Annotated in this window: 19 protein-coding genes; 10 read left to right on the top strand and 9 right to left on the bottom strand. The window is 68.9% G+C overall.

Annotated elements, in window-relative coordinates:
* Positions 1-190: 190 nt before the first annotated feature.
* The 6 genes from sucB (at position 191) to D7D52_RS33035 (ending at position 7,686) form a co-directional block, all read left to right on the top strand.
* Complete coding sequence (sucB, locus tag D7D52_RS33060) at positions 191-1,954, top strand: 2-oxoglutarate dehydrogenase, E2 component, dihydrolipoamide succinyltransferase (protein ID WP_120742721.1); 1,764 nt, start codon at positions 191-193, stop codon at positions 1,952-1,954.
* Between the two features lie 4 nt (positions 1,955-1,958).
* The gene (locus tag D7D52_RS33055; RefSeq protein WP_120742719.1) at positions 1,959-2,858 is read left to right on the top strand and encodes a TIGR01777 family oxidoreductase; all 900 of its coding nucleotides are present in this window, start codon (positions 1,959-1,961) and stop codon (positions 2,856-2,858) included.
* Positions 2,859-2,903: 45 nt separating this feature from the next.
* Entirely contained in the window at positions 2,904-3,437 is a 534-nt protein-coding gene (locus D7D52_RS33050; protein WP_120742716.1) for a GNAT family N-acetyltransferase, read from the top strand.
* The gene (gene lipB / locus D7D52_RS33045; protein ID WP_120742714.1) at positions 3,434-4,252 is read left to right on the top strand and encodes a lipoyl(octanoyl) transferase LipB; all 819 of its coding nucleotides are present in this window, start codon (positions 3,434-3,436) and stop codon (positions 4,250-4,252) included. Before D7D52_RS33050 ends, lipB begins: the two co-directional genes overlap by 4 nt.
* 22 nt (positions 4,253-4,274) lie before the next feature.
* Complete coding sequence (lipA, locus tag D7D52_RS33040; RefSeq protein ID WP_120744655.1) at positions 4,275-5,324, top strand: lipoyl synthase; 1,050 nt, start codon at positions 4,275-4,277, stop codon at positions 5,322-5,324.
* Between the two features lie 175 nt (positions 5,325-5,499).
* Positions 5,500-7,686: an elongation factor G-like protein EF-G2 gene (locus D7D52_RS33035; RefSeq protein ID WP_120744653.1), complete on the top strand. Its 2,187-nt coding sequence runs from the start codon at positions 5,500-5,502 to the stop codon at positions 7,684-7,686.
* A gap of 18 nt (positions 7,687-7,704) precedes the next feature.
* On the opposite strand, the gene D7D52_RS40055 is transcribed toward D7D52_RS33035, so the two are convergent.
* Together D7D52_RS40055 and D7D52_RS33025 are read right to left on the bottom strand one after the other, a co-directional pair.
* Positions 7,705-8,058, bottom strand: a complete 354-nt coding sequence (locus D7D52_RS40055; RefSeq protein ID WP_120742712.1) for an excalibur calcium-binding domain-containing protein — start codon at positions 8,056-8,058, stop codon at positions 7,705-7,707.
* Positions 8,059-8,116: 58 nt separating this feature from the next.
* Positions 8,117-8,905, bottom strand: coding sequence for an HNH endonuclease family protein (locus D7D52_RS33025; RefSeq protein ID WP_222932720.1), 789 nt, complete (start codon positions 8,903-8,905; stop codon positions 8,117-8,119).
* A gap of 208 nt (positions 8,906-9,113) precedes the next feature.
* On the opposite strand from D7D52_RS33025, the gene D7D52_RS33020 reads away from it, so the two are divergent.
* Positions 9,114-9,857, top strand: coding sequence for a DUF4191 domain-containing protein (locus D7D52_RS33020; RefSeq protein ID WP_120742710.1), 744 nt, complete (start codon positions 9,114-9,116; stop codon positions 9,855-9,857).
* 112 nt (positions 9,858-9,969) lie between these two features.
* On the opposite strand, the gene D7D52_RS33015 is transcribed toward D7D52_RS33020, so the two are convergent.
* From D7D52_RS33015 to D7D52_RS32995, 5 genes are all read right to left on the bottom strand, one after another.
* Complete coding sequence (locus D7D52_RS33015) at positions 9,970-10,269, bottom strand: DUF6510 family protein (RefSeq protein WP_120742708.1); 300 nt, start codon at positions 10,267-10,269, stop codon at positions 9,970-9,972.
* Positions 10,270-10,272: 3 nt separating this feature from the next.
* Complete coding sequence (locus D7D52_RS33010; protein WP_120742706.1) at positions 10,273-11,058, bottom strand: ferredoxin reductase; 786 nt, start codon at positions 11,056-11,058, stop codon at positions 10,273-10,275.
* On the bottom strand, positions 11,058-11,657 hold the full coding sequence (locus D7D52_RS33005) for a sulfite oxidase-like oxidoreductase (protein ID WP_120742704.1): 600 nt from the start codon (positions 11,655-11,657) through the stop codon (positions 11,058-11,060). The genes D7D52_RS33010 and D7D52_RS33005 overlap by 1 nt, the downstream gene beginning before the upstream one ends.
* Positions 11,658-11,753: 96 nt before the next feature.
* A complete protein-coding gene (locus D7D52_RS33000; protein ID WP_187703069.1) occupies positions 11,754-12,668 on the bottom strand; it encodes an alpha/beta hydrolase in 915 nt (304 codons plus the stop codon).
* 276 nt (positions 12,669-12,944) lie between these two features.
* Positions 12,945-13,475 (bottom strand): RDD family protein, encoded by a 531-nt coding sequence (locus tag D7D52_RS32995; protein WP_120742699.1) that lies wholly within the window; start codon positions 13,473-13,475, stop codon positions 12,945-12,947.
* Positions 13,476-13,925: 450 nt separating this feature from the next.
* Between D7D52_RS32995 and glnA the strand changes: the two genes are divergently transcribed.
* Both glnA and D7D52_RS32985 read left to right on the top strand, forming a co-directional pair.
* Positions 13,926-15,362: a type I glutamate--ammonia ligase gene (gene glnA / locus D7D52_RS32990; RefSeq protein ID WP_120742697.1), complete on the top strand. Its 1,437-nt coding sequence runs from the start codon at positions 13,926-13,928 to the stop codon at positions 15,360-15,362.
* A 159-nt stretch (positions 15,363-15,521) separates the two neighbouring features.
* Entirely contained in the window at positions 15,522-16,295 is a 774-nt protein-coding gene (locus D7D52_RS32985) for a YwiC-like family protein (RefSeq protein ID WP_222932719.1), read from the top strand.
* Here the strand turns inward: D7D52_RS32985 and D7D52_RS32980 are convergent, their stop codons facing one another.
* Complete coding sequence (locus D7D52_RS32980) at positions 16,296-16,733, bottom strand: TY-Chap domain-containing protein (RefSeq protein ID WP_120742693.1); 438 nt, start codon at positions 16,731-16,733, stop codon at positions 16,296-16,298.
* A gap of 142 nt (positions 16,734-16,875) precedes the next feature.
* A complete protein-coding gene (locus D7D52_RS32975; protein ID WP_120742691.1) occupies positions 16,876-17,061 on the bottom strand; it encodes a hypothetical protein in 186 nt (61 codons plus the stop codon).
* 255 nt (positions 17,062-17,316) lie between these two features.
* On the opposite strand from D7D52_RS32975, the gene D7D52_RS32970 reads away from it, so the two are divergent.
* Positions 17,317-18,519, top strand: a complete 1,203-nt coding sequence (locus D7D52_RS32970) for a PucR family transcriptional regulator (protein WP_120744652.1) — start codon at positions 17,317-17,319, stop codon at positions 18,517-18,519.
* Positions 18,520-18,701 lie beyond the last annotated feature (182 nt).

The raw sequence follows: 18,701 nt of genomic DNA, 5'->3' as shown, positions 1-18,701 counted from the left end.
CGCAACCGCCGCCCTGTGACACGCCGCACCGCGTCGAGTGCAAGGATGGGTGACTGGAACAAGAACCAACACGGATCTCCGGTGCCACAGATACTTCGGTGGCCGTCGGGACGACACCGCGACCCGCGGTGCCACGCCCGCTGAGAGACGAACTGTTTAACCCGACGAGCAGTCAGAGGAGTCAACGGACATGACCTTCTCCGTCCAGATGCCGGCTCTTGGTGAGAGCGTCACCGAGGGCACTGTGACCAGGTGGCTGAAGAAGGAAGGAGACACGGTCGAGGTCGACGAGCCGCTGCTCGAGGTCTCCACCGACAAGGTCGACACCGAGATCCCGTCCCCGGCCGCAGGCGTTCTCGTGAAGATCGTCGCCCAGGAGGACGACGTGATCGAGGTCGGCGGAGAGCTCGGCGTGATCGGCGATGCCGGTTCCGCTCCGGCCCCGGCCTCCACCCCCGAACCCGAAGCCGCGCCCGCGCAGGAGGCCCCGGCCCCGCAGCAGGAATCCGCGCCCGCCCCGGCGCAGGAATCCGCGCCGGCCGCACCCGCCTCCTCCGGTGGCGCCTCCGGCACCCCGGTCAAGATGCCGGAGCTCGGTGAGTCCGTCACCGAGGGCACCGTCACCCGCTGGCTCAAGCAGGTCGGCGACGAAGTGGCCGTGGACGAGCCGCTGCTCGAGGTGTCCACCGACAAGGTCGACACCGAGATCCCGTCGCCGGTCGCGGGCACGCTGCTCGAGATCTCCGCGCAGGAGGACGACGTGATCGCCGTCGGCGGTCAGCTGGGTGTGATCGGCAGTGGCTCGCCCGCCGCCTCGGCCCCGGCGCCCGCTCCTGCCCCGGCCCCCGAACCCGCGAAGGCGCCCGAGGCCGCGAAGGCCCCGGAGCCCGCCAAGGCTCCCGAGCCCGCTCCGGCCGCCGAGGCGCCGAAGCCCGCCGCGCAGGCTCCCGCCCAGAAGCCCGAGCCGATCCCGGCCGCGGCCACCCCGGCCGAGGAGCCGTCCTCCAACGGCGGCCCGTACGTGACCCCGCTGGTGCGAAAGTTGGCCGCGGAGAACAACGTCGACCTCGCCACCGTCACCGGTTCCGGTGTCGGCGGCCGCATCCGCAAGCAGGATGTGCTCGCGGCCGCGGAGTCGAAGAAGGCTCCTGCGCCGGCTGCCGCCGCGCCCGCCGCCGCCGCTCCGAAGGCCGCCCCGGCCGCTGCCGCCGCGCCGCGTCCGTCGCTGTCGCATCTGCCCGGCACGGTCCAGAAGGCCAGCCGCATCCGGCAGATCACCGCGAGCAAGACCCTCGAGTCGCTGCAGACCACCGCGCAGCTGACCCAGGTGCACGAGGTCGACATGACCAAGATCGCGTCCCTGCGCAACCGCGCCAAGGCCGCGTTCAAGCAGCGGGAGGGCGTGAACCTCACCTACCTGCCGTTCTACGCCAAGGCCGTCATCGAGGCGCTGGCGGTGCACCCGAACATCAACGCGTCCTACAACTCCGAGACCAAGGAGATCACCTACCACCAGGTGGTCAACCTCGGTATCGCGGTGGACACCGAGCAGGGTCTGCTCTCGCCGATCATCCACAACGCCAACGACCTGTCGCTGGCCGGACTGGCGCGGGCCATCGCCGATATCGCCAACCGGGCGCGCACCGGCGGCCTCAAGCCGGACGAGCTGGCCAACGGCACCTTCACCATCACCAATATCGGCTCGAACGGCGCGCTGTTCGACACCCCGATCCTGGTGCCGCCGCAGGCCGCCGAGCTCGGCACCGGCGCGATCGTGCGCCGCCCCATGGTGATCAGCGATGACGGCAACGAGTTCATCGGCATCCGCTCGATGGCCTACCTGCCGCTCACCTACGATCACCGCCTCATCGACGGCGCGGACGCGGGTCGCTTCGTGACCACGATCAAGCACCGGCTGGAAGAGGCGGCGTTCGAGGGCGATCTCGGCCTGTAATCGCATGAAGGTCGTGGTCGCCGGGTCCTCCGGCTTGATCGGGACGGCGCTCGTCGCGGCCCTGCGCCGCGACGGGCACCAGGTCACCCGCCTGGTGCGCCGTCCCGTCCACGCCCGCGACGAATTCACCTGGGACCCGGTGCGTTCGCACCTGGACGAGCGCGCGCTGCGCGGCGCCGACGCGGTGGTGAATCTGTGCGGGGCGAGCATCGGGCGGCGGCGCTGGAACGGCAGCTACAAGCAGGAGCTGCGCGACAGCCGGATCGTGCCGACCGATGTGCTCGCGTCCGCGGTCGCCGCCGCGGGAGTGCCGACGCTCGTCAACGCCAGCGGCGTGCACTACTACGGGGGTGCGGGCGGAGATCGGGTCGTCACCGAAACCTCGCCCGCCGGAACGGGTTTCCTGGCCGGGCTGTGCGTGGACTGGGAGGCCGCGACCGAGCAGGCCGCCGAGGCCGGAGTGCGCACGGTGCTGTTGCGGTCGGCGGTGGTGCTGGCGCGCGGCGGCGGGATGCTCGGAATGCTGTATCCGCTGTACTTTCTCGGCCTCGGCGGGCGGTTGGGCAACGGGCGGCAGTACGTGCCGTGGATCTCCCTCGAGGACGAGGTCGGCGCGATCGTGCACGCGCTGACGCAGGAAAACCTCAGCGGCCCAGTCAATATGGTGGGGCCCGCGCCGGTCACCAATGCCGAGTTCACGCGGGCGCTCGGGCGGGTCATGCACCGGCCCACTCCCCTGCCGGTGCCCGCGTTCGCGCTGCGGCTGGCCGTCGGCGAGTTCGCGGAAGAGGCAATCCTGCACGGGCCCAGGGCGATTCCGACCGCGCTGGAAGCGGCCGGGTACCGGTTCCAGCATCCGACGATCGGCGCCGCGCTGACCGCGACGGTGGGGCACGCGGACTAGTGGGCGCGACGCACGTCACAGCCGGTGCGTCGATACCGTAGGCCGGTGACCAATCGACCGTCCGAACTCGTGGTTCGGGATGCGCGTGAGAGCGATCTGCCGGAGATCCTGGTGATCCACAACAACGCCATCGCCGAGACCACCGCCATCTGGGATACCGAGCTCGCCGATCTGGACGAACGCAAGGCGTGGTTCGCGACGCGGACCGGGGCCGGGCATCCGGTGCTGGTCGCCGAGATCGACGGGCGGGTGGCTGGGTACGCGAGTTATGGGCAGTTTCGGCCGAAGTCGGGCTATCGGTTCGCGGTCGAGAACTCGGTCTACGTGTCAGATATATTCCAGCGCCGCGGGGTGGCGACCGCGCTGATGAACGCGCTGCTCGAGCGCGCGCAGCACTCGGACGTGCACACCATGATCGCGGCGATCGAATCGAGTAACCGCACGTCGATCGCCCTGCACGAGAAATTCGGCTTCACGATCGTGGGGCAGTTGCCCGAAGTCGGGCACAAATTCGGGCGCTGGATGGACTTGACGCTCATGCAACGCATGGTCGGCGAAGGGGTAACGTCGCAATCGTGAGCGAGAGCAGTACGGCCACCGCACCGTTACCCCGTGCGGTATCCGCCCGCTTCGACGGCACACCCCTCGTCGTCGAGAATCTGGGCCTCATCGACTACCAGGAAGCCTGGGAGCTACAGCGCACGATCGCGGCCGAGCGCGCCGACGGGATCGGCGCCGACCGGCTGCTGCTGCTGGAACACCCCTTCGTCTACACCGCCGGACGCCGGACCGAACCGCAGGATCTGCCCATGGACGGCAGCCCGGTCATCGAGGTGGATCGCGGCGGCAAGATCACCTGGCACGGGCCCGGGCAATTGGTCGGCTATCCCATTGTGCGGCTGGCCGAACCGGTCGACGTGGTCGCCTATGTGCGACGGCTCGAGGAAGCGATCATCGCCGTCTGCGCGCAGCTCGGGCTGGAAACCGGTCGGGTGGAAGGACGTTCGGGCGTGTGGGTGCCGGAGTCGGAGTTGCTGCCCGAGCGCAAGGTCGCGGCGATCGGCGTGCGCGTCCAGCGCGGGGTCACCCTGCACGGGATCTCGCTGAACTGCGATGCCAGCCTGGCCGGGTTCGACGCCATCGTGCCGTGCGGGATTCGCGATGCGGGCGTGACCACGCTCAGCCGCGAACTCGGCCGCGACGTCACCGTGGCGGAGGTGCGGCCGCTGGTGGCCGATGCCATCGCGCGCGCCCTCGACGGCGAGTTGAAGGTGACCGATCACGCCATCTCCCGCTGCGCCGCCGCCGCGGCCGAATGCCCCGAGCCGCTGCCCGCGGCCCTGACCGATCAGTTCCCGGTGGTGCCCGCCGCAGTGCCCGCCGAGGGCGAATGATCACGAGCGTAGGGTGAACAAAGTGACCTCTGTCGACAACCCGACACCAACGAGTGCGGCCGCACCCCAGGGCCGCAAGCTGCTCCGCATCGAGGCGCGCAACGCCGAGACCCCGATCGAGCGCAAACCCTCCTGGATCCGCACCCGCGCGACCATGGGCCCCGAGTACACCGAACTCAAGGGTCTGGTGAAACGTGAAGGGCTGCACACGGTCTGCGAGGAAGCCGGGTGTCCCAACATCTTCGAATGCTGGGAAGATCGCGAGGCCACCTTCCTGATCGGCGGCGAACAGTGCACGCGGCGCTGCGACTTCTGCCAGATCGACACCGGCAAGCCCGCCGCGCTCGATCGTGACGAGCCGCGGCGGGTGGCCGAGAGCGTGCAGGCCATGGGGCTGCGCTACTCGACCATCACCGGCGTCGCGCGCGACGATCTCGAGGACGGCGGCGCGTGGCTGTACGCGGAGACCGTGCGCGCCATCAAGGCGCTCAATCCGAATACCGGTGTCGAGCTGCTGATTCCGGACTTCAACGCGGTGCCCGAGCAGTTGGCCGAGGTGTTCTCGTCGCGGCCCGAGGTGCTGGCGCACAACCTGGAGACGGTGCCGCGCGTGTTCAAGCGCATCCGGCCCGCGTTCCGGTACGAGCGGTCGCTGGCGGTCATCACCGCCGCGCGTGAGGCCGGGCTGGTCACCAAGTCCAACCTCATCCTGGGCATGGGCGAGACCCCGGAGGAGATCACCGAGGCGCTGCGCGACCTGCACGAGGCGGGCTGCGACATCATCACCATCACCCAGTACCTGCGGCCCTCGCCGCGGCATCACCCGGTCGACCGGTGGGTCAAGCCGGAGGAGTTCGTCGAGCATTCCAAGGCCGCCGAGGAAATGGGATTCGCCGGCGTGATGGCCGGACCGCTGGTCCGCTCCTCCTACCGCGCCGGCCGCCTCTACGCCCAGGCCATGCGCCACCACGGCCGCGAGATCTCCCCGGAAATGCGGCACCTGGCCGAGGAAGGCTCTGCCGCCCAGGAAGCCACCAGCGTGCTCGCGCGCTTCGGAGCGGCAAAAGCCTGACACGATAGAAACCACCCGCGGATGGCCCGGACGGATTCGTCCGGGCCTTTCGCTGTCCACGCGCCTGAACGGGGCCGCGGCGCGTCGCGGGAATCGGTTCGGTGGATTCGTGGACGTGTGCGCGGTGCTGGTGGGAAGCTCGAAGGACCGCATTGATCGACCCACGGAGCGAGCCATGGTCGAGCGAACGTCGACGGCGCAAGGTGTCAACGGCAGGGTAGTCGTGGCCGAAAGGCCGGACGATATACGGAATGTGGTGCTGGTCGGCCACAGCGGGTCGGGGAAGACCACGCTGGTGGAGGCGCTGGCCGTGGCCGCCGGGGCGGTGCCGCGGGCGGGGCGGGTGGAGGACGGCACCTGCGTGTCGGATTACGACGATATCGAGCAGCGGCAGCACCGGTCGGTGCAGTTGTCGGTGGTGCCGATGGGGTGGGAGCGGCTCAAGGTCAATCTGCTCGACACCCCGGGGTACGCGGATTTCGTCGGGGAGCTGCGGGCCGGTCTGCGGGCAGCGGACGCGGCCCTTTTCATTCTCTCCGCGGCCGCCGGCGTGGAAGGCGTGAGCGGGGCGACGCTGGCTTTGTGGGAGGAGTGCGCGCAGGTCGGGATGCCGCGCGCCATCGTGCTCACCCATTTGGACACCGCGCGTGCCGATTTCGAGGACATGACCGAGACCTGCCGGGAGATTCTGGGCGGCGGCCGATCGGAATCGATGCTGCCGCTGCATCTTCCGGTGTACGGGCCGAAGGCCGCCGACGGGCATCGACAGGTCACCGGGTTGATCGATCTGCTCACCGAGCACGTCTACGACTATTCGACCGGCGAGCGCACCGAAACCCCTGTCTCCGCGGAACAGCGCGCGCAGATGGAGGAGGCGCGCGGACGGCTCATCGAGGGCATCATCGCCGAGAGCGAGGACGAGACCCTGATGGACCGGTACCTCAGCGGCGAGGAAATCGACCTCACCACGCTGGTCGCCGATCTGGAGAAGGCGGTGGCGCGCGGCAGTTTTCATCCGGTGCTGATCGCCGCCCCGCCGCCGGAAGGTGCGCGGCAGGGGCTGGGCACGGTAGAGATCCTGGATCTGATCGCGCGTGGATTCCCCACGCCCGCAGAGCATTCCGTCTTCGCGACCGGTTCGGGCGGGAAATCCTCGGCGGTCGCCTGCGATCCCTCCGCGCCGTTGGCGGCCGAGGTGATCCGCACCGCCTCCGACCCGTATGTGGGCCGGTTGTCGCTGGTGCGCGTGTTCTCGGGCACTCTGCACGCCGACGACACCGTACACGTGTGCGGGCACGGGCCCGCCGACACCGGCAATCACGATGCCGACGAACGCGTGGGCGGGGTGTCCGCGCCGTTCGGCAAACAGCAGCGGCCGCTGCCGCAGGCCATCGCCGGCGACATCGTGTGCGTGAGCAAGCTGACGCGGGCGGAGACCGGGGATACGTTGTCCGCCAAGGACTGCCCGCTGATCATCGAGCCGTGGGCGATGCCGGATCCGCTGCTGCCGGTGGCCATCAGCGCGCACAGCAAGGCCGATGAGGACAAGCTCTCGCAGGGGTTGTCACGGCTGGTCGCCGAGGATCCGACGGTGCGGCTGGAACAGAATCCCGACACCCATCAGCTGGTGCTGTGGTGTCTGGGCGAGGCGCATCGGGAGGTGGCGCTCGAGCGGTTGCGGTCGCGGTTCGGGGTGCAGGTCGACGTGATCGAGCACAAGGTGGCGTTGCGCGAGACCTTCGCGACCACGGCATCCGCCAAGGGGCGGCATGTGAAGCAGTCCGGCGGGCACGGGCAGTACGCCATCTGCGAGATCGAGGTCGCGCCGCTGCCGGAGGGCTCCGGGATCGAATTCGTGGACAAGGTGGTCGGCGGAGTCGTTCCGCGGCAGTTCATTCCGTCGGTGGAGAAGGGCGTGCGCGCGCAGGCCCTGCGCGGCGTGGCCGCCGGCTATCCGCTGGTGGATGTGCGGGTGACGCTGTTCGACGGCAAGGCCCACTCCGTCGACTCCTCCGACGCCGCGTTCCAGATGGCCGGTGCGCTGGCGCTGCGCGAGGCCGCCGGATCCGCCCGCATCAGCCTGCTGGAGCCGATCTCCGCGGTGCGCGTGGTGGTGGCCGACGAATACGTCGGCCCGGTGCTGGGCGACCTGTCCAGCCGGCGCGGCCGCGTCCTCGGCACCGAACCGGCGGGCCTCGGCCGCACCATGATTCGCGCCGAAGTCCCCGAACTCGAGCTCAGCCGCTACGCGGTGGACCTACGCTCCCTCGCCCACGGCGCGGCCACCTTCACCCGCGCCTACGCCCGCCACGAAGCCATGCCCGCCCAGCTGGCCGAATCGATTCGCAAGAGCGCGAACTGATCCGGCGGCTCGGGGCTGCTACTCGCAGGCGATGCCGTCGTTGTCGCGGTCGAGAGCGGGGCGGTAGCCGGGCTCGCCCTTGCGGATGGGGGCCGCGCCGGCGTCTCGCGCTTCGGTGCAGTTCTTGTAGTAGGGGTCGGCGGCGGGGACGACCAGGCCGGCGCCCGCGAGCAGATCGCGGGCGGTGGTGGCGGCGGGAACCGCGGGGATCGGGGCGGGGTCGTCGGAGGGGGCGACCGGGATCTGGGCGGGGGCCGTATCGAAAGTGGCCGGGGCGGTGGTGAATTCGGCGTTCGCGGGGGCGGCGGTCACCGCGAGCAGGGCAGCGGCGATGGCGGCGGTCAGGCCGCAGGCGGCCAGGACTTTGTTCATCTGTCTCACTCCATTTCTTGATGACGCGTTCGTCGAGCACGAACGGTTTCGAGGACGGTCAGTGGGTGCGGCCGTCGAGCACACGGATCATGGCGTCCTTCTCCGCGGGCGTCACCCACAGGGAATAGGCGGATTTCACGGTGATCTGCTTGATCACGTAGGTGCTGCGGAAGGACTTCTCCGGCGGCAGCCAGGACGCGGCGTCGCCGGATCCCTTCTGCCGGTTGGCCGCCGCGTCGACGGCCAGCAGGTTGCGCGGATCGTTGGCGAAGTTGGCGCGCTCACGCGCGGTCAGCTGCTGCGCGCCCTTCTGCCAGGCATCCGACAGCGACACCACATGGTCGACCTGCACCAGGTTCGAGGTGTCCTTGCCGCGCACGAACTCGAGGGTTCTGCCGGTGTACGGATCGTTGAGCGTGCCCGACAACACCACGCAGTCGTTAGTGCCGGGTTCGAACGCCACGTCCTGGAGGTCGCGGCCGAGGATGTCGTCGCGGGTGTCGCAGCCGTTGTGGCCGCCCGCGACGTCGACATCGTCGGTCCAGGGCTCGCCGAACCGGTCGCGGGCGTAGCCGGTTGTGGGGGCGCGGCCTTGCACCGGGAGGGCGTCGAGCAGGGCGCGGGCATCGGCCGGGGAGGGCAGGACGGCCTCGGAGAACAGCAGCGCCGTCGAGCGTGAAAGCGGTTGGCCGGCAGGGGCGGCCGACTCGAGGGAGGCGGCGGGTTCGGTGACCGAACTGTGCGAGCCGCAGCCCGCCAGGGCGGCCATCGCCAGCAGGAGCGCGACCGTGGCCGGAAACCGGGTCCGGCGACCGGCGGGGGCGGGCCAGTGGTCCGTCGACCGCATGTCCTTCCGATCCCTTCGCTTGCCTGGCACTGGTTATATCCAGCAGAGCAGATCCAAGCGCGCTTGTGCAAAGAGCTCCCCGGCGACTGAGACGAAGCCCGCATCGACGCCCCGCTGTGGCCCCGTCCCGCGCACGCCGCGAGCGACCGCTCACCACGCTGGTGATCCCGTCGCGAACCGGGCGTACCCGGCCATTAAGCTGGACCTCATGGCAGCAGGCAAGGGCGGTAATCCGTCGAAGGAAGCGAAGGCCGCGGCGAAGGCGGCGCGCAAACAGGCGTCGAAGGAGCGTCGCCAACAGTTGTGGCAGGCGTTCCAGATGCAGCGCAAGGAGGACAAACTCCTGCTGCCGCTGATGATCGGCGCCTTCCTCGGCATCACCGTGCTGTTCCTGGTGATCGGCCTGATCTTCGGCATGCAGTGGTTCCTGCTGCCGATCGGCCTGCTGCTGGGCGCGCTCGCCGCCTTCATCATCTTCGGCCGCCGCGTGCAGAAGAACGTGTACGCCAAGGCCGAGGGCCAGGCCGGCGCGGCCGCCTGGGTGCTGGACAACCTCCAGGGCAAGTGGCGTGTCACCCCCGGTGTCGCCGCCACCACCCAGCTCGACGCCGTGCACCGCGTGGTCGGCCTACCCGGCGTGATCCTGGTCGCCGAGGGCTCCCCGCAGCGCGTGAAATCCCTGCTCGCGCAGGAGAAGAAGAAGGTCTCGCGCCTCGTCGGCGACACCCCGATCTACGACATCGTGATCGGCAACGACAAGGACCAGGTCGCCATCAAGGACCTCCAGCGCTACCTCACCAAGCTCCCCCGCAATATCGACACCAAGCGCATGGACCTCATCGAAGGCCGCCTCTCGGCCCTGGCCACCCGCGGCGGCCCCGCCCTCCCGAAGGGCCCCCTCCCCTCCGGCGCGAAAATGCGCGGCGTCCAACGCTCCATCCGCCGCCGCTGACCCCCCACTCCCCTCGATGCCCGCGTCCCCCGACGCGGGCATCGCCATTTCTGCCCGTCGAGTGGCACACCAGCGAGGCCGGAACGGACAAATGCCCTCGCTGGTGTGCCGGTCAGCGGTCGGGTGGGAGGCGGAGGGTGGTGTGGGCGGGGAAGGTGAGGTACGTGGCGGTGGGGGTGGTGGTGAGTTGGAGGATTACCGCGGTGCAGTGGCAGCAGCGGATTACTGTGCCGGGGCAGTTCAGATAGACCAGGGCTCGGGCCAGCGGTTCGGTGGAACCGCAGGCGGGGCAGCGGCATTCGTGGAGGGTGGGGTCGCCGGGGAGGAATTGCGACAGCAACCCGGCGAGGGCGTTGCCGTCGAGGTAGTGGTCGCCGGGGGTTGCCGCGGCGTAGGTGTAGGGGGTCGACATGGCTCACCCTCCGGTCGGGCCGAAGCGTTCGGTGCGGATCATGGCGGGGGCGTGGCCGGCGGAAACCAAAGCGTCGGCGGCGAATTCGACGAAGGCGGTGGGGCCGCAGACGTAGCAGGCGACCGCGGGCGAGGGCGGTAGTGCGAGACGGGCTATCTCGGTGCGGGTCAGGCGGCCCGGCGGGCGGGGGTCGCCGGGTGGGGCGGTGCGGGTGTAGGCGAGGAAGAGGTCGATGTTCTCGTCGGATTCGGGGTCGCCGCGGTAGCAGACCTCGCCGATCGGGTCCGCCGCCGGAGTGAGGGCGGCGCGGCGCAGTTCCGCCAGTTCGTCGGCGTAGAGCAGGTCCTCAGGGGTGCGCACGGAGTAGAGGAGGCGGAAAGGGTTGGCGGTGACGGCTTTTCGGCGGGCCCGCAGCATGGCGGCGAGCGGGACGATGCCGGAGCCGCCCGCGATGAGCACGGCCGCGCCCCCGGTTTCGGGCGTCCAGACGAACCAGCCGCCGACCGGGCCGCGCACCTCGAGGAACGCGCCGACCGGGAAGACGTCGACGAGGTAGCCGGATACTTCGCCGTCGCGGACGCGCTGCACGGTGATCTCGATGTGGTCGCCGTCCGCGGGCGCGGCCAGCGAATAGCTGCGTTCCGCGTGATAGCCGTCGGGCGCGGTCAGCCGGACGTCGAGGTGCTGGCCGGGGCGGTGGCCGGGCCAGCCGGGGACGCGCAGGACGAGGGTGCGGGCCGATGCGGATTCGGTGCGGGTGGCGACGAGTTCGGCGGGCTGCCAGCGCATCAGTCGTCCTGGTAGCGCTGTTCGCGCCAGGGGTCACCGTAAGCGTGGTAGCCGGCGGCCTCCCAGAAGCCGAGTTCGTCCTGATCGAGCAGCCGGATGCCCTTGACCCACTTGGCGGATTTCCAGAAGTACAGGTGCGGGACCAGCAGGCGGGCGGGGCCGCCGTGCTCGGGATGCAGGTCCTGACCGTCGTAGGTGTGGACGATCCAGGCGCGGCCGTCCATCAGATCCTCGAGCGGGAGGTTGGTGGTGTAGCCGCCGTAGCTGGAGATCAGCGCGTATTCGGCTTGGGTTTCGACGTTTTCGAGCAGGCTGTCGAGGGAGACGCCCTGCCAGCGGGTGTCGAGTTTGGACCAGCGGGTGACGCAGTGGATGTCCACGTGCGGGCGTTCCTGCGGCAGCGACATCAATTGCGGCCAGCTCCAGGCGTATTGGCGGCCGGTCTCGTTGGTGATGGTGAACTGCCAGCGCGCGAGATCCACGCGCGGGGTGGGCCCGGCCGACAGCACCGGGAAGTCCTCGACCAGATATTGGCCGGGCGGTAGCCGGTCACTCTGGGGACGGGGGCGTCCCTGGAACCCGGGCGAAAAGCCAGTCATCCGACCACTCCTCCGCTGCGACGAACCGCGCACGCACTGGGAGTCAGACTACCGCCCGCTACCCCGGCGAACCGGGCCTTCCGGACGCGAGGGGGTTCAGCCGACGTGGCGGGACAGAAAGCGCAGCACGTCGGGGGTGACGGTGCTCCAGTACTCGTCGGTGTGGGCGCCCGGCGTGATCAGGCCGACCTCGGGGTGGGCGGTGGCGATGAAGCGGCGGCAGCCCTCGATGAACCGGTCGCGGTCCCCGCACCACAGGCCGATCGGGGCCGGGCCGAGCTTGTCGAGATTGCGCAGCGGGTCGAGGGCGGCCCACTGGTCGGCATTGATGAAGGCATTGCGCTTGGCCATTTCGGTCCACGAGGTGAGCAGGCCCGGCGACATGGTGGCTACCGCGCTGAGCGGGCGGCCCTGCTCGAAACGGCGACGCGAGTAGACGAAAGCGCCGAAGCCGCCCATCGATGTGCCGGTGACGGCGAACGGCAGCCCGTCCGCGCCGCCCAGGCGACGCTGGGCCAGCCAGCCCGGAACCTCGTTGACCAGCATGGACATTGGATCGTCGCCGGTGCCGTGATCGTGCCAGTAGTTGTCGCCGCCATCGAGGGCCACGAAACCGAAGGCGGGCGAGAGCCGGGTGGTGACCGCGGCGGCCAGCAAACCCGCGATATTGCCGACGGCGGCGGTGCGGGCGGTGCCGTGCAGCCCGTGCAGCAGCAGGGAGACGGGCAGATTCTCGGCGGGCACGCCCGGCGGCAGGATGGTGACCAGATCCACCTCGCGGCCGCGCGACTTCGAGTAGACGCGCTCGGTGCTGATGACCGGGGCGACACCGCCCACGGTCTGGCCCACGTCGTGCGCGTTCAGGGTGCGTTGCACCGCATCGGTGTCCGCGGCCGCATTGACGCCGGCGCTCACCGCGGCGCCCGCGGCGGCGAGTCCGAGCAGTCCGGTGGTCGCGAACAGGGACCGCCGGCTGAATCTCCGCGCGGTCGCCCGTAAGTCCTCGACCATGGATCCTCCATCAGCACAACAACAGCTACCTGCCGCGCACCGGTCCGTCGGGTGGTGCACGGCAAATCGCCGACACCATACCGATCGAAAGCAAACTGGGGTGAACATTCGGCAACGTCTTGCCACCCGCTTCACCAACAGCATCGCAGGTAACGGCGGGAATTCGGGCCAACTCCGGGTGAGCTCAGGGATTCGAATCGGCCCGCGTGATATTCCACAACAGCTGTCGTGAGGATTTCGTGAGAGCGCGCCGCTTCGTTTCGCGAGCGCGCCGGATCAGCGGCTGTAGACCAGTGCGGTGCCGGTGGCGCGGTCGTGCATGCCGCGGCCGTCGGAGTCGGTGAACAGCGCGGGGATGACGAACAGCAGGATGAGCTGCCGCACCAGCGCCCGCACGAATCCGACCGGCGCCTCGGCGTCGACGCGGCTCACGCGGATCTTGAGGAAATACTGCCCGGGCGTGAACCCGAACAGCGTGACCGCCGCGATCCCGAGCACGAACCAGACCAGCAGCGTCGGCGTCGAGAGCGCCTGGGTGATCACCTCGAAATGCGAGGGTGGCTGCTGGCCTTTGGGGATCGTCATCTTGGAGATGATGTGCTCGGGATTGGGCCGCACGATGATCGCGGCCAGGCCCATGGAGATGAACCAGTCGACCAGCACGGCGATCACGCGCCGGGTGAACGGCGCCAGCGCGCCCGGACCGGATTGCGGCAGCCCGAGTTCCTTTCCCTGGTACTCACCGGGCGGGTTGTCTCCGGGTTCGGCGTTCGGTCCGGACAGCCATGAGCCGGTGATACGTGCCATGGGCTCAGCTTATGCGCCGCCCACCGGCCGGTTTCGCAGCCCTGCCGGTCGAGGGGCGCGAACGACTTCATATATGGGGACGGCCCCGCGATCGGCGTGCGCGCGCACCCGTCCGCAACCACCCGGCATCATGATTTGCCAGGTGGATGCGGTGCGGTGAGGATTGTCACGATCGCCCGGTGACGGCCGCCAAGCCCCCTAACTTTTCCAAGTCTTAACAGCCGGTTCGAGCAGGTCGGTGGCAGGATGTCCCTGCTGGTCGAGCATTGCTCGGCGACCGCTGCGGCGTCTTCGCGAACCCGGGGGCACCGCCGAACCCCCGGCCAGCAGTGCGTGTAACACTGGCGAAACACAGCCTTGATTGCAGGGAAACACCGCGTCCATACCGTGTGGTCGCGACGAACCCATGCAGTCACCACTGGCTGGGAACCGATCCGTAAGGAGTACTAAGTGGCGTTCAGCACGGCCGACGAGGTCATCAAGTACATCAAGGAGGAGGAGGTCGAATACGTCGATGTTCGCTTCACCGACCTCCCCGGTGTGCAGCAGCACTTCTCGATCCCGGCGAAGGCGTTCACCGCTGATCTCGCCGAAGAGGGTCTGGCGTTCGACGGCTCGTCCGTTCGCGGCTTCCAGTCCATCGACGAGTCGGACATGCTGCTGCTGCCCGATTTCAGCACCGCTCGGATCGATCCCTTCCGTGCCGCGAAGACGCTGAACCTGAACTTCTTCGTGCACGACCCGTTCACCCGCGAGGCCTACTCCCGCGACCCGCGCAACATCGCGCGCAAGGCGGAGGAGTACCTGCGTTCGACCGGCATCGCCGACACCGCCTACTTCGGTGCCGAGGCCGAGTTCTACATCTTCGACTCGATCTCCTACGAGTCGGGCATGAACGGCGCGTTCTACGAGATCGATTCGATCTCCGGTTCCTGGAACACCGGCAAGCCCTTCAACGCCGACGGCACCCCGAACCGTGGCTACAAGGTGCGCAACAAGGGTGGCTACTTCCCGGTCGCGCCGTACGACCACTACGTCGACCTGCGCGACAAGATCTCCACCAACCTGCAGAACGCGGGCTTCGAGCTGGAGCGCGGCCACCACGAGGTCGGCACCGCCGGTCAGGCCGAGATCAACTACCGCTTCAACACCCTGCTGGGCGCCGCTGACGACCTGCAGCTGTTCAAGTACATCGTCAAGAACACCGCCTGGGCCGAGGGCAAGACCGTCACCTTCATGCCGAAGCCGCTGTTCGGCGACAACGGCTCGGGTATGCACGCCCACCAGTCGCTGTGGAAGGACGGCAAGCCGCTGTTCCACGACGAGGCCGGCTACGCGGGCCTGTCGGATCTGGCGCGCCACTACATCGGCGGCATCCTGCACCACGCCCCGTCGCTGCTGGCGTTCACCAACCCGACCGTGAACTCCTACCACCGTCTGGTGCCGGGCTACGAGGCCCCCATCAACCTGGTGTACTCGCAGCGCAACCGCTCCGCGGCCGTGCGTATCCCGGTGACCGGTTCCAACCCGAAGGCCAAGCGCATCGAGTTCCGCGCGCCGGACTCCTCGGGCAACCCGTACCTGGCGTTCGCCGCCATGCTGATGGCCGGCATCGACGGCATCAAGCGCAAGATCGAGCCGCTGGCTCCGGTCGACAAGGACCTCTACGAGCTGCCGCCCGAGGAGGCCAAGAACATCCCGCAGGCCCCCACCTCGCTGGCGTCGGTCATCGACAAGCTCGAGGAAGACCACGACTACCTCACCGAGGGCGGCGTGTTCACCGAGGACCTGATCGAGACCTGGATCGACATCAAGCGCACCCAGGAGATCGCCCCGGTCAACCTGCGCCCGCACCCCTACGAGTTCGAGCTGTACTTCGACGTGTAAGCCGAAGCTCCGCAACGGATCTCACGAAGCCCCGGTCGCCTCGCGCGGCCGGGGCTTCGGCCGTTGCGGGGTGGTTCGCGCGTGAGGCGTAATACGTTGGCGTCCGCTGGGATTGAATGCACAGGCGTGATGGCCGCGGATCGTCCTACCATTCGAAGGGTGTCCGTTCCATCCGCCGCACCCGACCGGTCGAAGGCCGTGCGCAAACAATTGCGTTTGTGGCTGCCGAATCAGCATGGGGCGTGGGCGATGCTGTCGGCGCCGTTCCTGGTGGGGATGGGGTTGGGGCGGGCGTCGTGGTGGCATGTGCCGTTGGGGATCGCTTGGCTGCTGGGCTATATGACGGCCTTTCATCTGGAGCAGTATGTGCGGCTGCGTCATATCGCCCGCAATCCGAAGGCGCCGCGACGGCATGTGCGGCCGCTGGTGACCTTCGGCGCGATATTGATCGTGATCGGGGCGGCGCTGGCGGTCGCGCATCCGTGGCTGTTGCTCGCCGCCGCGGCGATGGCCCCGTTTTTCGCCGTGAACCTCTGGTACGCCTGGCGCAATGACGAGCGTGCTCTGGTCAATGGCCTGGTCGCGGTGTTCCCGGCCTGCGGAATGCTGGTGGTGTCACTGCATTTGGGCGGCGGCGATCTGGCGGCCGGCTGGCGGCCCGCCGTGGCCTGTCTGCTCTATTTCGCGGGCACCGTGTTCTATGTGAAAACGATGATCCGGGAGCGCGGCAATCGGGACTTCTATCGGATCTCGATCGGTTATCACGTGGTGGCGCTGGCCGTCGCGGTGTGGTTGCGGCCGCTGCTGGCGGTGGCGTTCGCGGTGTATCTGGCGCGGGCGGTGCTGCTGCCGGGCCGAGCGTTGCGGCCCGCCAAGGTGGGGATCATCGAGATGGGTTGCTGCGCACTGCTGATGGTGCTGTTGCTGGCCTGATCAGGCGGTGGGGCGGCGGGCGCGCAGGCCGAGCGCGGAGAGGTCGAGATCGTGGGAGGGGTCCGACCAGCCGGTGGCGCGGAGGTCGTCGGGGGTGGGGACGCCGAGGACTTCGTGTAAGCCGATCGCCACCGCGCGGGCCAGTTCTTCCAGTCCGCCGCGGGCGATCGGCCAGAGTAGGAAGCGCCGCCAGTTCTCGATATCGTGGTTCGGGTCCGGGGAGGTCCAGCCGATATCTTGTAATCGTTTGGCGGCGGCGGCCGAAATGGGTTCGGCGAGATAGTGATTGCCGGTGAGTTCGACGGAGAGTTTGATGTCGAACTGCTGGATCTGGACGTAGCGATTTCCGGTGGCGGCGAGGATGAGTGTCGCGCGGGAGGGCAGTTTCGCAAGGCATCCGGCCAGTGCGGAAACGAACGCGTCCCAGTCGCTCGTCACTACGCGCTCGCTCTGACCCTGGTGCCCATCGTGGCCGATCATACGCCGTCAACCGCATACCGGCGTGAAATATCCTGTCGCCCAGCCCGATCAGCGGAAACCGCGACGGCGCCGGCCGTCGCGGTTTCCGGATGTCACGTCGTCAGCGGGTCGGGCCGAGGACCGCGAGGGGCGTGCGCGCCAGCATTCGCCGATCGCATTCGAGACAGTCCGAATGCACCGAAGCGGGCGTGAGTAGCTGGCGGGCAACGAATTCCCGCACCCGCCGCGAAATCCGGCCGAGTACCGGATTCGGCACGGTCGTGGCCGGGGCCGCGATTGCGTTCATTACACTCCCCTCGAAGTCGATTGCGTCTGGGCAATCCATTCTGCCAAGCGAGCGGCATTGCGGCCGTTAATCTCTCGTGAATACCGGCGCACCGTCACAGACCGAGCAGTCGGTGAGCAACCGAACGCCCGATTCAGCACACCGCATGGCGAATCCCCGCACAAGATTCGCCGCACCGGATTTACGAATCCTTGGCGGCGCGCCCGCCCGCCACCCGGCAACGAAGCCGACCCCGGCGGGCGTAAGTTGAAGATCATGGCGGCTCCCAGGCATCCGGCACCGACGCTCGGCACGCAGCGTCTGGCCGCCGCCTGCCAGGCCGAGGTGCCGGAGCTGACCAAGCGGCTGATGGCGGCCATCGCCACCGACAATCCGGAGTGGACCGACTACACCGCCGTCCCGCGCGCGGATCTGCGCGACGGGTGCCGCCGCTATCTGACGCGGATTCTGGATCTGCTGGGCGGCCTGGCCCCGGGCCCGGACGGCGACGATGTTGCCGCGGCCATCGGCCGGCGCCGCGCCGAGCAGGGCGTGCCGCTGGAAGCCATGCTGCGCACCTTCCGGCTGGGCGGGCAGATCGTGTGGGAAGCGCTGCTGGACAAGGCCGATGACATCGGCCCGAGCGAGGTCCGGCAGGTGGGTTCGGTGATGTGGGCGGTGGTCGACGGCCTGTCCTCGGCGCTGGTCACCTCCTACCGCACCACCGAGCTCGAGCGGGTGCGCAGCGACGAGCGCCGCCGGCATTCGCTCATGGAGGATCTGCTGGCGGGCCGCGCCCACGACGCGACCTTCGCGGCGCGCGCCGGGCGGGAATTGAACCTGCCGCCGAACGGCGCGTATCTGGTGGTGGTCGCGCGCGGCGAGAACGGGCCGCCGCTGCACATGGGAGCCGAGACCGCGCTGGGCGTGTCGGGCATCCGGTCGGTGTGGCACGACCGGGTCGACTCCACGGTCGGGCTTGTGTCACTGGAGCACCGCGAGAGTTCCGCTGTGCTGCAACAGATTCGGCCGTTGATCCGGGGCCGCGCCGGGGTCTCCCCCACGGTGCCCGGGCTGGCCGGCGTCGACACCGGGCACGGGCTGGCGGTCCTCGCGCTGGAGACGGTCGCCGGCGACGCGCCGGGCCTGCTCATCTCGCTGGACGAGCGCTACCCGGAGGCGCTGCTGCTGCGCTCCCCCGATCTCACCGATCTGCTGGTGACCCGGACCCTGGGCCCGGTGCTGGAATTGCCGGTCAAGGAACGCGACATCCTGTTGCGGACGCTGGCCGTCTGGCTGGCCGAGAACTGCTCGGCGGCCAATGCCGCACCCAAGCTGCACTGCCATCGCAACACGGTCATCAACCGCTTGCAGCGCATCACCCTGCTGCTGGGCCGGCCGCTCGAAGGCCAGCGGTCCTATGTGGAACTTTCCCTCGCGCTGGCCGCGCTGGAACTGCCCGGCGCAGCGCGGGATTGAGCTTTTCACTGCCCGCCGACAAGCCTTCGAAAGCCCACTACCGACGGGTACGAATTGTGCTCAGCGCCCAGCCGAAATATGTCATATATGGGCTTCCAGTGCATTGATTGTGCAATTGGTGACCGACAGACTCGATCGGAATGACCCGCATCACAACCGATACCGGGTCTGTGAGTACATCG

The sequence above is a fragment of the Nocardia yunnanensis genome, assembly GCF_003626895.1.
Classification (GTDB): Bacteria; Actinomycetota; Actinomycetes; order Mycobacteriales; family Mycobacteriaceae; genus Nocardia; species Nocardia yunnanensis.
Note: the sequence above shows the minus strand (reverse complement) of the source record. Positions and strands in the feature narration are given on the sequence as shown.